The sequence below is a fragment of the Bradyrhizobium sp. UFLA01-814 genome (genome assembly GCF_046718885.1).
Taxonomy (GTDB): Bacteria; Pseudomonadota; Alphaproteobacteria; order Rhizobiales; family Xanthobacteraceae; genus Bradyrhizobium; species Bradyrhizobium elkanii.
In genome coordinates this window covers 1-13,603 of the sequence record NZ_JAQOSR010000078.1, presented here as the reverse complement: position 1 = coordinate 13,603, position 13,603 = coordinate 1, and the positions used below count along the sequence as shown (strand labels likewise).

Below are 13,603 nucleotides of genomic sequence, written 5' to 3'. Positions count from 1 at the left end.
CGGGCAAAATGCTCGGCCTCCCAGATTGAAAAGTGCGCGACGCTCAGGCCGCGGCTGCGGTGCCGAGTGCCGGCGCAGTTGCACCGTCGGGCGCGGGCAGCGGTGCTGCGCCGATGACGTCATTGGCCTCGAGGTCATAGAGCTCGCGGGCGATATGGTCGGTGAGCGCCGCGGGGGCGCCATCGAACACCACGCGGCCCGCGGCCATGCCGACCAGGCGGTCGCAATAGGTCCGCGCCAGGTCGAGCGAGTGCAGATTGCAGAGCACAGTGATGCCGAAATGCTTGTTGATGCGCAGCAGCGCATCCATCACGATCTTGGTGTTGCGCGGATCAAGCGAGGCGATCGGCTCGTCGGCGAGAATGATGTCGGGCTCCTGCACCAGCGCGCGGGCGATCGCGACGCGCTGCTGCTGGCCGCCGGAGAGCTGATCGGCGCGCTGTGCCGCGAGCTGGGCGATATCGAACTGATCGAGCGCTGACAGCGCGAGCGCCCTGTCCTGTTCCGGCCAGGCCTGCGCCAGCGAGCGCCAGGATGGGATCTGGGCCAGACGGCCCATCAGCACATTGGTCAGCACGTCGAGCCGGCCGACCAGGTTGAACTGCTGGAAGATCATCGCCGAGCGCGCGCGCCACCGCCGCAGTTCCTTGCCGCGCAACGCGGTAACGTCGGTGCCTTCGAACAGGATACGGCCGGAAGTCGGATCGGCGAGACGGTTGATCATCCGCAGCAGCGTCGACTTGCCGGCACCGGAGCGGCCGATCACGCCGACAAAGCTGCCCGGCGCGATCGAAAAGGACGCGTTGTCGACTGCGGCTTTCGTGCCGAACCGGCACGTCAAACCTTCCACCACCAGCATGTAATGCTCCAACCGCGCCTCGTTGGGCCATCGCTATCCCCGGCGTTTTACAGTTATGTGACGACAGCGCTGCGGTGCGGCGATCGTCCACACCCCTCCCTTGTCGCTCCCTTGCCGTCATCGCAACGTCATGATGTTGTCATCAAGCGTCCCGATGACGAGCACACATCCCCGGAAGCCAAAGATTCTTGAACATTTGCGGAGGCCCTGATGGCCGGAAAAACACTCTCGGTTGTGCCGACCGTCGACCCGACTGCGTCGGTCCGTGAGAGCAAGCTCGGCAAATATACCGAGGTCGGCGCGCGCACGATCCTGCTTGAAGTGAGCATGGATGACTATTCCTACGTCGTGAACGACAGCCAGATCACCTACACCTCGATCGGCAAGTTCTGCTCGATCGCGGCGATGACCCGCATCAACCCCGGCAACCACCCGATGCATCGCGCGACGCAGGCACATTTCACCTATCGCGCCAGCGCGTATTTTCCCGGGGAGAGCGACGACACCGACTTCTTCAACTGGCGACGTGCGCATCACGTGCATATCGGCCATGACGTCTGGATCGGGCATGGTGCGATCCTGCTACCAGGACGGAACATCGGAACCGGCGCCGTCATTGCCGCCGGCGCGATCGTGACCAAGGACGTCCCCGCCTACACCATCGTCGCCGGTAATCCGGCGCGGCCGGTGAAGCGGCGCTTCTCCGAGACGATCGCCGACCGCCTCGCCGCGCTCGCATGGTGGGACTGGGATCACGAAACACTTCGGCGTGTCCTGCCCGACTTTCGCAAGCTCGCGGTCGAGGAATTCCTCGACAAGCATGAGGCCGAGGCCGTATCCCAATCACAAGCCAAACAACGGAGCGCCGCATCGTGACGGACATCTTCATCGAGGGCGGGCGCACGCTGGTTGACGGCGCCCTGGTCGAGACCTCGCTGCGGACCACGGGCCGCGACATCGGCGCGCTCGACGCCGAGCAGGGTCGCGCCGCGCTTCACATCGATGCCAGTGGCCTCCTGGTGCTGCCCGGCATCATCGACCTGCACGGCGATGCGTTCGAGCGGCAGATGATGCCGCGCCCAAGCGTCGACTTCCCGACCGACGTGGCGCTTGTTGACAGCGACCGGCAGGCGATCGCCAACGGCATCACCACCGTGTTCCATGGCACGACCTGGTCGTGGGAGCCCGGCCTGCGCAGCGCGGAGAATGCGCGCAAGCTGCTCGACGCGATCGAGGCGCTGCGGCCGCAGCTCGCCGCCGACACCCGCTTCCACCTGCGTCACGAGACCCACAATCTCGAGGCCGAGGCCGAGATCATTCAATGGCTCAGTGAAGGCCGCATCGATCTGTTCACCTTCAACGACCACAGCAACGTCAAGCCGAAGAAGCGCAACCAGCTGGCCGAACGCACCGGGCTCTCCGTCGAAGCCGTCAACGACATGCTCGACCGGGTCGTGGCGCGCCGTTCCGAAGTGCCCGCCTCGATCGCGCGACTGGCAGCCGCTGCGCGCGCGGCCGATATCCGTATGCTCTCACACGACGACAACAGCCCAGCGATGCGCCAGGAGTTTCGCGCGCTGGGCGCCACGATCGCCGAATTCCCCGTCAATGAGGAGACCGCGCGCGATGCCGCCGGCGCGGGCGACTTCATCGTGTTCGGCGCGCCCAATGTGGTGCGCGGCGGCAGCCACACCGGCTGGACCAAGGCATCCGACATGATTGCACAGGGCCTCTGCTCGGTGCTGGCGTCGGACTACTATTATCCGGCGCCGCTGCTCGCGGCGTTCCGCCTCGCCGCCGACGGCATCCTGCCGCTCGCCAAAGCCTGGGACCTGATCTCGTCGGCACCGGCGCGCGCGGCAGGGCTCGCCGACCGCGGCGTGCTCGCCGCGGGCCGCCGTGCCGACATCATCGTCGTCGACGACAAGGCGCCGTTGCGGCCGCGCATCGTCGCCGTGATCTCAGCCGGACGGCTGGTGCATCTGGCGGACGCGAGCTGCCTCGTTCATTCGCTCGCGCCGCGCAAGACGGTTGCGGCGGCGTAGCCCAGTCCCATGGCCAGCACTCCGCGCTACGCGATCTATTATGCGCCGTCACCCGACAGCGTCCTGCACCGCTTCGGTTCGACACTGCTCGGTTACGATGCGGTGTCGGGCGACGACCTGCCGTTTCCCGAAGGCGTCACGCCGGACTGGCGCGAGATCACCGAAGATCCGCGCAAGTATGGATTCCACGCCACGCTGAAAGCGCCCACCGCGCTCGCCGACGGTCGGAGCGAGGCCGAGCTTCTCGATGCCTGTGCCGCCTTCGCCGGCCGCGCGCGGCGCATTCCGGTAATCGAACCGGTGATCGACGCGATCAGCGGGTTCATCGCGGTCATCCCAGCCGGCCGCTCGGATGATCTGCAACAGCTTGCCGCCGACTGCGTCACCGAATTCGACGCGTTCCGTACCCCGCTGACAGCCGCGGATCGCGCGCGGCGCAAGCCCGAGCGGCTCACCGCGCGGCAGTGCGACTATCTCGACCGCTGGGGCTATCCCTATGTCATGGAGGAGTTCCGCTTCCACATGACGCTGACGGGGCGGCTGAGCGACGAGCGGCGCGGCCCGATCGTGGCGCAGCTGCGCACACGGTTCGCGGCGGTCGACCTCACGCGGCTCGCAATCGACCGCATCGCGCTGTTCAAGCAAGCCGACAGCGCATCGCGGTTCCGCATCATCGGCAGCTGGCCGCTGCGGGCGGATCGGGATTAGGCCCCACGCACCGGTGTCGTCCCGGCGAAAGCCGGGACGACGTGGGATAGATATCGCTATTCGTCGATCCGGGTGCGGGCGATGATTTCGGCGGCGCCCTTCTCGAGCAGCTCCATGCCCACGGCGCGGCCGAGTTCGCGCGGACGATCCGCGGGCCCGCGCCGCGTCACCTCGATGAAGCCGGCACCGGCCTCGTCGAGCACCGAGGCGCGCAGCGTCATCTCGCTACCCGCGAGCGTGGCGTGGCCGGCGATCGGCGAATTGCAATGACCGTTGAGCACCCACAGCACCTCGCGCTCGGCCTCGGCAGCGAGCCGGGACGGCGCGTTGTCGATCCCGGCAAGCCGCGCGCGCGTTGCCCAGTCGGTCTCGACGCATTCCACCGCGACAATGCCCTGGCCGACCGCCGGCAGCATCTCGCCGACCGAGAAATCATGCGCGATGCGCGCGGTCATGCCGATGCGCTCCAGACCCGAGCGCGCCATCACCAGCGCGTCCGCCGGCCCCACTTCGCCGCCACCGGGCAGCCGCTGCTTGTCGCCGCGATCAAGCTTGGCCACCCGCGTATCAGCGGCGCCGCGATAATGGATCACCGTCGCTTCCGGAAACAGCCGGCGCAGATAGGCGGCGCGGCGGACTGCATTGGTGCCGATCATGAAGCCCTTGCCGCGCGCGGCGCGGAGGGTCTCGAGCGACAGGCCGGGACGCAGCACGAGGCTGTCATTGGCGGCATCGCGCGCCAGCATCGCGGCGATGACGAGACCCGGCGTCTCCTCGTTGCCCGGCACGTCCTTCAGCGAATGCATCGCCGCCTGCAAGGTGCCGGCGCGCATGGCTTCGCGGATCTCGGCGACGAAGGCGCCGCCCTTGCCGCCATGGCGCAACAGCTTGCTGGTCTGGTCCTGGTCGCCGCGGGTCTCGAACTTGACGATGTCGACGGCAAGGTCCGGCGCCGAAGCGCGCAGCAGGCGCGCGACCTCATCCGTCTGCGCGAGCGCCATCGCGCTCTTGCGCGTCCCTATCCGCAAAACCTGTCCCGACACGAAAGCTCCGCTGCGCGTGATCATCAACGGCTGGGGATTAGAACAAAAAGCCAGTCAAAACAACGGTTTTTGCCCCTCTTCGGCCACGCTCAGACGAGCTCCTCAACAAGCTCCACCCCGGCCTCGCGCATCGCCGCGGTGGCGACGGCAAGCGAACCGCCGAGATCGATGGCGCGGCAGCCTGCCAGCACGACAATGGTATCGAAACCGAGCCGGCGCGCATCGAGCGCCGAATACTGCACGCAATAGTCCGTGGCGAGCCCCGCCATCACGACGCGCCTGAGGCCGCGCTCGCGCAGATAGCCGGCGAGCCCGGTCGGCGTCTTGCGGTCGTTCTCGAAGAACGCCGAGTAGGAATCGATCGCTGCCCGGAATCCCTTGCGGATCACGAGTTCGGCCCGCTCGGTCGCAAGGTTGGGATGAAACGCCGCGCCCGCGCTGCCCTGGATGCAATGATCCGGCCACAGCGTCTGCGGCCCATACGGCATGGCGATCTCGGAGAACGGCGCCGCGCCCGGATGCGAGGTCGCAAACGAGCTGTGGCCCGCCGGATGCCAGTCCTGGGTCAGCACGACATGGTCGAACCGCCCGGCGAGCCGGTTGACGACAGGCACCACGGCATCGCCCTCCGCGACCGCCAGCGCGCCGCCGGGGCAGAAATCGTTCTGCACGTCGATGACCAGCAACAGATCGTCGGGCGCAATCTTCATCAGGTGCCAATCCGCAACGACGCGCGCAGCTTGCGCAGGCAGGCGATGACCGACAGCGCGGTGATGCGGCCGGTCTTCGGGTTCTCCGAGGGAATGTTCTCGATCATCATCGAGAACCGCGCGGAATCGGAATCGACCTCGATCCGGTGGGTGTTGCGGGTTACGGTCGGATCCGCCCAGATTTCGACCCTTGTGCGGTCGGGGCCGATGCCGGCCAGCGACAGCGCCACCGCGACGTTGAGGTTGGCCGGAAAGCCCTTTGCGGCGTCGCGCGCACTGCCCTCGAAGATGCGCAGCGGCTCGGTGATCCCCTCGATCCGGATGTTGTTTTCGACGAGGTGCGGCGCGCCGACGAGGCCCGCAACCGGCTTGCGCGTCACCAGCTTCGCCGAATGAATGGTTCCGATCGCCGCGGCGGTCACGGCATCGAGCCCGATCAGCGCGCCGGTCGGCACGATGATCTGGCCGCCATGGGCTCTCGCAAGATCGACGAGGTCCTCGTTCTGCAGCAGCGCGCCGACGCTCAGCACGACAGCGGCCTTGCCGCGCTCGACCACCGGCGCCACGATCGAACGGACCACCCTGCTCGGCGCGCACTCGACCACGATGTCGGCGACCTCGGCCAGCTGCTCGATCGGCACCAGCTTCGGCGCCGACTTGAGCTCCGCCACCCAGCCGCGGTGCTTGTCCGGGTTGTTCGCCGACACCGCAACCAGCGTCAGGCCCTCGATGCCCTGATCGAGCGCCTTGACGACGTCGGTGCCGATCGCGCCGAGGCCGGCGACCGCAACCCGTGTCTTTGCCTTGCTGTCAGCCATCATTTCCCGCCGGCGAGCATCTTGACCAGGCGATAGAGATACTCTTCGCCCTCGTAGAACGACTTGACGAGCACGCGCTCGTCCTTGCCATGGATACGGTTGTCGTCGACATCGGCGGCCAGCCCGGAGTGACCATAGGTCGGAATCCCCGCGTTACGCAGATAGCTGCCGTCGGTCGCGCCGGTGCTCATGACCGGAACGATCGACGCATCCGGCCAGAACTCCTTCGACAGCTTCTCGATCGAACCCATGATCTCCTCGTTGAGGGGCGACGGCGGGCTCAGCACGGCCTTGCCGGTCGGGGCCACCGCGATCTCCTTGTCGGCGAGCACGCGCTCGATCGTCGCCTGCACGCCCTCGACCGGCTCGCCGGGCAGGATCCGGCAGTTCACCTTGGCGGTCGCCAGCTGCGGCAGCGCGTTGATGGCGTGGCCGCCCTCCAGCATGGTCGCGACGCAGGTGGTGCGGAGCTGCGCATTATAGCCCGGATTCTCCGACAAGCGCGCCAGCGCCGCCGGATCGGGCTGCGGCGCCAGGATTGCCCTGATGTCGTCGGCATGCGACGTGTCGACCTCGGCGGTCTTGGTGAAATAGATCCGCGTGGTCTCGTTGAGATTCATCGGGAAGTCGAATTTGGAGAGCCGCACGAGGCCTTCGGCGAGGTGATAGATCGCATTGTCCTTGCGCGGTAGCGACGAGTGGCCGCCGCGATCCTTCACCGTGAGCTGGTAGCCGATCGAGACCTTCTCGCTGGTCTGCACGCTGTTGCGGATCGCCTTGCCATTCTTGAGACCGACACCGCCGCCTTCATTGAGCGCGAACTCGGCATCGATCAGGTCGCGGTGGTTCTTGATCAGCCACTGCATGCCGAGACCGTTGGCATCGAGGATTTCCTCGTCGGTCTCGAGCGCCACGATGATGTCGCGGTCGGGCTTGTAGCCCTCCTTCTTGTAGCGGATCAGATTGGTGATGAAGGCGGATGCCATGTATTTGTCGTCGCTGGAACCGCGGCCGTAGAAATAGCCGTCCTGCTCGGTGAGCTTGAACGGATCGACCGACCAGTCCTCGCGGTTGGCGGGGACGACGTCGATATGGGCGACCAGGAGGATCGGCTTGCGCGCGCCGGAGCCGTGCAGCCGCGCCACCAGATTGCCCTTGTGCGGCGCCGGCGAGAACACGTGCACGTCGGCCTCGGGGAAACCCGCCGCGCGGAGCCGCGCACCCATCGCCTCCGCCGCCTTCTGGGTATCCCCGGTCGCGGTGGTCGTGTTGATCTCGACCAGCTCCTGGTAGATGCCGCGGGCGAATTGCTGCTGCTCGGTCAGCCCCTGCGCCGCGGCGCCGGTTGCGAGCAGCGCCGGTCCAAACGCCGCCGCGAGCCGCAGCGATCGAACCGTGTTTCGGGCCTTGTGCGACATCATGCTCTCCCAGAATTCCGCCACCTGATTGGAGCGAATTCAGACAGGCGACACGCGCTTTGGCAAGACGGCGAGCCCTTCAATTTCCGCGCGCATGCTCCGCAGTTTCGCGCACGCTATTTGCAGTCCTTATTTCGAATCCTTGTTGGTGTCCTTGGCCGCGATCACCTCGATCTCGACCAGGAATCCGGGATTGGCGAGCGCCGCGACGCCGACCACCGAGCGCGCCGGCAGGTTCGGCTGGCTGCCGCCGAAGAACTGGGTGTAGCCCTCCATGAAGGCCTTGAAGTCCATCGGCGCGGACGCGTTGTGCACCAGGAACACCTGCATCTTGACGACGTCGCCCATGCCAAGGCCCTGGCCTTCCAGAATGGCCTTGATGCGGTTGAGCACGCCGACGGTCTGCGTCCTGGTATCGCCGTAGGCCTGCGGGCTCGACGGATCGGCGTCCTTGTTGATCGCCGGCGGCACCTGGCCGCTGACATAGACGGTCGTGGTGTTGCCGGTGACGGTCACGGCCTGCGCGATCGGGAATGTCGAATTGGGAATCGGATGCCTGACCACGTCAGCCGAGGCAGCGGTCGCCATCGCCGACAACGCGGCGCCCAGTGCGATACCGATGAATTTCATCAAACTCTCCCCGAGTGTTCTTGTCAGCGGCGGGCGTCCTGGACATCCTTGGTCGTCACCGCGTCCTCATAGTTGTTGCTGAAGTGCGTCCGCAGATAATTCACAACGGCGGCGATCTGACCATCGGTCATCATGTCGCCGAACGCCGGCATGCCGCGGCGGCCATTGATGACCAGGAAGACCGGATAGCTGCCGGCCTCGAGATTCTTGTTGCCGGCCAGCGACGGGTAGCTGCCCGCCCCGCTCGCGCCCGTCGCATCCGGCATGTGGCAGCCCTGGCACACATTGGCGAACAGCTCCTCGCCGGTCATCTCGACGAAGCGGTAGCCCGAAGAGAAGGTGCGCTTGCCCGCGCCACTGTCCTGCCCAAGGGCTGCCGTCGCCGACAGCAGCACCAGTGCAGCGATGGCGGATGTTGCGGTCCGCATCATCATGTCTTCACCACGCGTTCGTGCAGCCGGGAGATGACGTCGAGCGCGGACAGGATGGCGCCCTCCTGCCAGGCCGGCAGCTGCGAGGCGTGCTCGCCCGCCAGCACGATACGGCCGTCGATCTGGCAGAGATTGCGGTAATGCTGCGCGCGGGTGGCCTCGGTCCATTCGCCGGCGCAACCCAGCGTGAACGGCACGCGATGCCAGGCCACCGCGACGCCGTTCTCGAATTCGTTTCTGTACTGCGGATGGATTGCGGCGCCGAACTCGACCGCGCTGGCGACCCGCTCGGCCGGCGTCATCGCGGTGAACTCGAAGGAATTCGCACCGCCATACATGTAGGCGCCGAGCAGGATGCCGCGGCCGCCGCGGTTGAAGCCATAGTTCGGATAGGCGATCTGCCGGATCGGCAGGTCGGTGTAGCTGATGCCGCCATAGATCGCGTCATCCTCCTCCCAGAACCGCCGCTTGAACTGCAGGCCGATCTTCACCGAGGCGGCATAGGGCACGGAGTCGATCGCACTCTTCATCGGGGCGCTGACATCGACCGGCAACTGGCTCAGGATCGGCAACGGGATGGTGCAGATGCACCAGTCGGCGGTCGCCTGCTGCACCGTGGATGGACTGGCGGTGTCGACATAGCTGACGGTGACGCCGGAGCCGTTCTGCTGGATCTGCGTCACCTTGGCGCCATAGCGGATGAGATCGCCGACCTCGCGCGCGAACGCCTTGCCGATCATGTCCATGCCGCCGACCGGCTGGAACATGGTGGTCTGGAAATCGTAGCGCGCAAAGGTCTGCAGATAGCGCCACATCCGCGACCGCAGCAGCTCCTGCAGCGAGATCGGGTCGCTGGGCAGCGGATCGCCCATCAAGCCGCCGCCGGGATCGCGCGCATAACCGCGGAACTCGGCCGACACGAGGTTGGCATTGTACTTGTAGTCGCGATCCAGCGCGCCCCAGTCGCGCAGCGACTGCAGCAGGATCTCCTGATCTTCCTTGCCGATGGTCTCGTCGAGCCGGCCCTGCTGGGTGATCTTTGCGAGCAGCTCCGAGACGCCGCCCTGGAAATCCGCCTTGATGCTGCGAAAGCGCTGCGGCTTGCCGCCGAATGCACGCGTCGCGTGCAGATAGGCGTTGTGGTTGAGCTGGATGAAGGGTTCCAGCGTCACATTGAGCCGGCGGCAGTAGTCGAGCAGCGCACGGTGATGATAGGGAATCCGCCAAGGGCCGGGATTGAGATAGAGCCCCTGCTCGAACTGGCTGGTCTGCCTGAAGCCGCCGAGCTCGACAAAACTGTCGCCGCCGCGGATCGACCAGTTGCGGCCGCCGGCGCGGTTGTTGAATTCGAGGATCTGGACCTTGTAGCCGGCCTTGCGCAGCTCCAGAGCCGCCGTCATCCCGGCAAGCCCCGCGCCGAGAATCAGCACCGAGGCGCCCTTCACGTCGCCCGCGAGCTTCAGCGGCCCCTTGTAGGCGGATTCGGACGCGAAGCCGAGGCTCGTCATCGCGTGATACATCGCCGAACTGCCGGCAATGGTGCCAATCAGCGCCAGCAGATCCCGCCGCCTGATCACAGATTCGTTCTGCACCCGCGCTCACCCAGCCGCTGACGTCGATGGCGAAGGGAAACGGTTGACGCGATCCGTGTCAAGAAAGGGCGCACGCTTCCACATGCACCCACACGCGCTTTTGATGCATCACGCGACCGACATCACACCACGCGTTCGCGATGCACGCGCCGGCAATCCATTTCGAAGTCGAGGCCAACCACCGGCGGCCGGTCGAAATGCCAGGTCAAGCCGTTGCGAAGCACGCCGCGGCGGCCGAGCTCGCTTTCCAGCACCGGATAGACGTCGTGCACGGTGTAGAGCTGCACCGCGGTGGTGTCCTGCCAACGGCCGCCGAAGGCGCTCATCCGGCGTTCCATCTCGTCGGCCACGAATTTCGCCTTCGCCAGGAGGCCGGCCGGGCTGGTGTCGCCGAGAGCTACGGTATGATCGCGGTAATTGGCCTTGCCCTCGACCGACTCGCCGCTGCCGGCGACGACGAAGCTGGTTGGTTCGTCCTTGGCGGCCGGCACCGTGTAGCAGAAGGCGTGGAAGCTCGGCTCGCCGGGCGGATCGAGCTTCGGACAGACATTGCTACGCGCCACCGGATTGACGCCGTCCCGCATCACGCCCCAGGCCACCAGCGTCTTGATGTAGATCTCGTTGAAGGCCCTGAAGCCGTCCTCGGTGAACGGCGCCGGGGAGCGCAGCTCGCAGGCGCCGAACGCCGTCAGCGGACGGCCTGAGGCCCCGATGATATCCGCGATCCTTGCAAAACCCGCGCCCAGCGGCACCGGTTCAGAGAACCTGACGCGCTCGATGGCAAAGCCAGGCAGCGCACCGATGCCGCAGGAATACTGACTGACGCCGGGCATGAAGCGGTAGCCGCCGTCGGAAGCCTCGATGGTGTTGGTCATGGTGCCTCGTGAACACGGTGATGGGGCCGTCGCGATGACGTCCCGCTTGATTTCACCACAGCTGTCGTCCCTGCGAAAGCAGGGACCCATACTCCGCGGCCGAGGTTGTTAAGGGGACTCGTTGTTCCAGCGACGCGCAATAATCAGCATCGGTGGTTATGGGTCCCTGCTTTCGCAGGGACGACACCGAACGTGTTGCACGATCTCACCGTCGTCCCGCGACTAACCGGGCGGTCGTCGGCCGACAGCGATCGTTAGTCGGCCGGGATGAAGCGGAGTGTGCCTGCCCGGCGCGTCGGCTTGCCGGTGTCGTTCGTATGATTAACGCCATCCATCACAGGCACCTCGGGGAAATCGAACGGGCTTACGCCGTCCAGGCAGGCCACATTGACGGCATACAGGTTCTGGTTGGATCGTCGTTGATGATGGGTGTAGATTCCGCAGCGCGAACAGAAGAAGTGCTGCACCGATCCGGTATGGAAGCGGTAGCTCGTTAACGCATCCTCGCCGTGCAGGACCTTGATCCCGCCCATCTCCGCCATGGCGACGACGGCACCTCGCATCCGGCAGTAAGAGCAGGTGCAGCGGCGGATCGAATTGAAGCCGTCGCTGAGCGTCGCCTCGAAACGCACCGCGCCGCAATGGCACTGGCCGGCCCGAACACCCGTGTCGCCCGTCATGTTGCCGCGTCTCCTGTCCAGATCGCTTCTGCGCCCGGCCTTGCAGGGCGGACGAGAAGGTCTCAGCGAGGTCAACGCGCCGCACGCCGCAGTTCGCTCGAAACTGCGCAGGAGCATGATCTGCCGACCCAGACCGACCTCAACACGAACGTATCGTCAGGATCGGCGCCGGACAACCGATCAAAACTCGCGCATGATAGGAGAAAAACTCACGCGAAGGCTCGACGCAAATTTCTGACGCGGCTAGTGGGATTTGGCGACGTAGGGGCAGCCGCCTTCATCGAGCGGACGGAAGGCCTGGTCGCCCGGCACCGTCGCGAGATACTCGTAGAGGTCCCATTTGCTCTTGGACTCCTCCGGCTTCTTGATGCGCATCAGATACATGTCATGCACCATCCGGCCGTCCTCGCGCACGAGGCCATTCTGGGCAAAGAAATCATTGACCGGGGTCTTGCGCATCTGCGCGATCACGGTTTCCGAATCGACCGAGTTGGTGGCGGCGACCGCCTTGAAATAGTGCCGGAGCGCCGAGTTGACGCCGGCCTGGTAGGCGGTCGGCATCGCGCCATGACGCTTGAAGAACTCCTGGGCGAACACGCGCGTCTCCGGCGTGCGATCCCAATAGAAGGAATCGGTGAACAGCAGATCATGCGCATGCGCGAGGCCAAGCGCAGGCACGTCGGTGAGTGTCACCTGTAGTGCGACGACCTGCATGCTGGCGCGGATGTTGAACTCGTCGGCCTGCGACACCGCGTTGCGGAAGTCGGAACCCGCATTGGCAAGCGCCAGGATCTTGGCGCCGGAGGACTGGGCCTGCAGCAGGAAGGACGAGAAATCGGCGGTGTCGAAGGGGTGGCGGACCGCGCCGAGCACCTTGCCGCCGGCCGATGTCACGGCCTTGCTCGCATCGCGCTCCAGCGCTTGGCCGAACGCATAATCCGCCGTGAGGAAAAACCAGGGCGTGCCGCCGCGGGCCACCACGGCCTTCGCCGTCGCGTTCGAGGAGGCATAGGTGTCATAGGTCCACTGCACGCTGGTCGGCGAGCATTGCTTGCCGGTGAGGTCAGACGAACCGGAGCCCGAGATCAGGAACAGCTTCTTGCGTTCGCGCGTCACCGTCTGGATCGCGAGTGCCACCGCGGAATTGACGCCTTCGGCGACCACATCGACACCCTTGTTGTCGATCCAGTTGCGCACGATGCCGGTCGCCACGTCAGGCTTGTTCTGGTGATCCGCCGAAATGATCTCGATCTTGCGACCGGCGACCGTGCCGCCGATTTCCTCCGCCGCCATTTGCGCCGCGATCACCGATCCCGGGCCATTGCCGTCGGAATATTGCCCGCTCATGTCGGTGATGATGCCGACCCGCAGCACGCCATCCTCCGCTCGGGCAGCGCTGGCCGCAAATGATAGACACGCGGCGGCAATTGCGACCAGGACATGCGAGCGTTTCGTGATGGACATTTCGTTCCCAGGGGTTTCGACGTTTCGGACGATCTCCTGAAGCAATCAGGGATCGCCGACAACCCCGTCGCCGGCATGGCGCCCTGCGATTCCGTTCAGAAATTCCGGGAGAAGGAACGCAGCTGGACCGCCGGCACGCTCGCGTTTCCGATCATGCGAATGCCGCGACGAAATTTCGCCGCGGCGTGCGCTAGAGCGCGATGAATTGTTGGTTGATGCAGAGTTGGACCGCAGGCTCGCTCAGCCTCTCCCGCTTGCGGGGGAGGCCGACGCGCTTAGCGCGGCGGGTGGGGGCTCTCACCAAGATGGGATTCGCGGTGACACCCCCAC

Annotated in this window: 14 protein-coding genes; 3 read left to right on the top strand and 11 right to left on the bottom strand. The window is 65.8% G+C overall.

The features are described from left to right. Window positions 1-43: 43 nt before the first annotated feature. Window positions 44-859, bottom strand: coding sequence for a phosphonate ABC transporter ATP-binding protein (gene phnC, locus PMN64_RS23185; protein WP_411782320.1), 816 nt, complete (start codon window positions 857-859; stop codon window positions 44-46). A 210-nt stretch (window positions 860-1,069) separates the two neighbouring features. On the opposite strand from phnC, the gene PMN64_RS23180 reads away from it, so the two are divergent. The 3 genes from PMN64_RS23180 to PMN64_RS23170 are packed head-to-tail and all read left to right on the top strand — an operon-like array spanning window position 1,070 to window position 3,612. Then, window positions 1,070-1,735 carry a chloramphenicol acetyltransferase gene (locus tag PMN64_RS23180; RefSeq protein WP_411782319.1) on the top strand — a complete coding sequence of 222 codons (666 nt, stop codon included), beginning with the start codon at window positions 1,070-1,072 and terminating at the stop codon, window positions 1,733-1,735. After that, window positions 1,732-2,904 (top strand): alpha-D-ribose 1-methylphosphonate 5-triphosphate diphosphatase, encoded by a 1,173-nt coding sequence (locus PMN64_RS23175; protein ID WP_411782318.1) that lies wholly within the window; start codon window positions 1,732-1,734, stop codon window positions 2,902-2,904. The genes PMN64_RS23180 and PMN64_RS23175 overlap by 4 nt, the downstream gene beginning before the upstream one ends. Before the next feature lie 9 nt (window positions 2,905-2,913). Next, window positions 2,914-3,612, top strand: coding sequence for a DUF1045 domain-containing protein (locus PMN64_RS23170; protein ID WP_411782317.1), 699 nt, complete (start codon window positions 2,914-2,916; stop codon window positions 3,610-3,612). A 56-nt stretch (window positions 3,613-3,668) separates the two neighbouring features. Here PMN64_RS23170 and hemC read toward each other — a convergent pair whose 3' ends face one another. The 10 genes from hemC to PMN64_RS23120 all read right to left on the bottom strand — a co-directional run bounded on the left by hemC (window position 3,669) and on the right by PMN64_RS23120 (window position 13,273). After that, window positions 3,669-4,679, bottom strand: coding sequence for a hydroxymethylbilane synthase (hemC, locus tag PMN64_RS23165; protein WP_051447764.1), 1,011 nt, complete (start codon window positions 4,677-4,679; stop codon window positions 3,669-3,671). Between the two features lie 65 nt (window positions 4,680-4,744). Next, entirely contained in the window at window positions 4,745-5,365 is a 621-nt protein-coding gene (gene pncA / locus PMN64_RS23160; RefSeq protein WP_411782316.1) for a bifunctional nicotinamidase/pyrazinamidase, read from the bottom strand. Further along, window positions 5,365-6,183 carry an aspartate dehydrogenase gene (locus tag PMN64_RS23155; RefSeq protein WP_411782315.1) on the bottom strand — a complete coding sequence of 273 codons (819 nt, stop codon included), beginning with the start codon at window positions 6,181-6,183 and terminating at the stop codon, window positions 5,365-5,367. The genes pncA and PMN64_RS23155 overlap by 1 nt, the downstream gene beginning before the upstream one ends. Then, window positions 6,183-7,601 (bottom strand): M20/M25/M40 family metallo-hydrolase, encoded by a 1,419-nt coding sequence (locus tag PMN64_RS23150; RefSeq protein ID WP_411782314.1) that lies wholly within the window; start codon window positions 7,599-7,601, stop codon window positions 6,183-6,185. The genes PMN64_RS23155 and PMN64_RS23150 overlap by 1 nt, the downstream gene beginning before the upstream one ends. Window positions 7,602-7,730: 129 nt before the next feature. Next, window positions 7,731-8,231, bottom strand: a complete 501-nt coding sequence (locus PMN64_RS23145) for a RidA family protein (protein ID WP_028339561.1) — start codon at window positions 8,229-8,231, stop codon at window positions 7,731-7,733. Between the two features lie 23 nt (window positions 8,232-8,254). Continuing rightward, window positions 8,255-8,659, bottom strand: coding sequence for a c-type cytochrome (locus PMN64_RS23140; protein WP_411782313.1), 405 nt, complete (start codon window positions 8,657-8,659; stop codon window positions 8,255-8,257). A 2-nt stretch (window positions 8,660-8,661) separates the two neighbouring features. After that, window positions 8,662-10,254 (bottom strand): NAD(P)/FAD-dependent oxidoreductase, encoded by a 1,593-nt coding sequence (locus PMN64_RS23135; protein WP_411782312.1) that lies wholly within the window; start codon window positions 10,252-10,254, stop codon window positions 8,662-8,664. A 122-nt stretch (window positions 10,255-10,376) separates the two neighbouring features. Beyond that, window positions 10,377-11,129, bottom strand: a complete 753-nt coding sequence (locus PMN64_RS23130) for a hypothetical protein (protein WP_411782311.1) — start codon at window positions 11,127-11,129, stop codon at window positions 10,377-10,379. A 254-nt stretch (window positions 11,130-11,383) separates the two neighbouring features. Then, the gene (locus tag PMN64_RS23125; protein WP_411782310.1) at window positions 11,384-11,809 is read right to left on the bottom strand and encodes a GFA family protein; all 426 of its coding nucleotides are present in this window, start codon (window positions 11,807-11,809) and stop codon (window positions 11,384-11,386) included. Window positions 11,810-12,052: 243 nt separating this feature from the next. Then, window positions 12,053-13,273, bottom strand: coding sequence for an ABC transporter substrate-binding protein (locus tag PMN64_RS23120; protein ID WP_411782309.1), 1,221 nt, complete (start codon window positions 13,271-13,273; stop codon window positions 12,053-12,055). Window positions 13,274-13,603 lie beyond the last annotated feature (330 nt).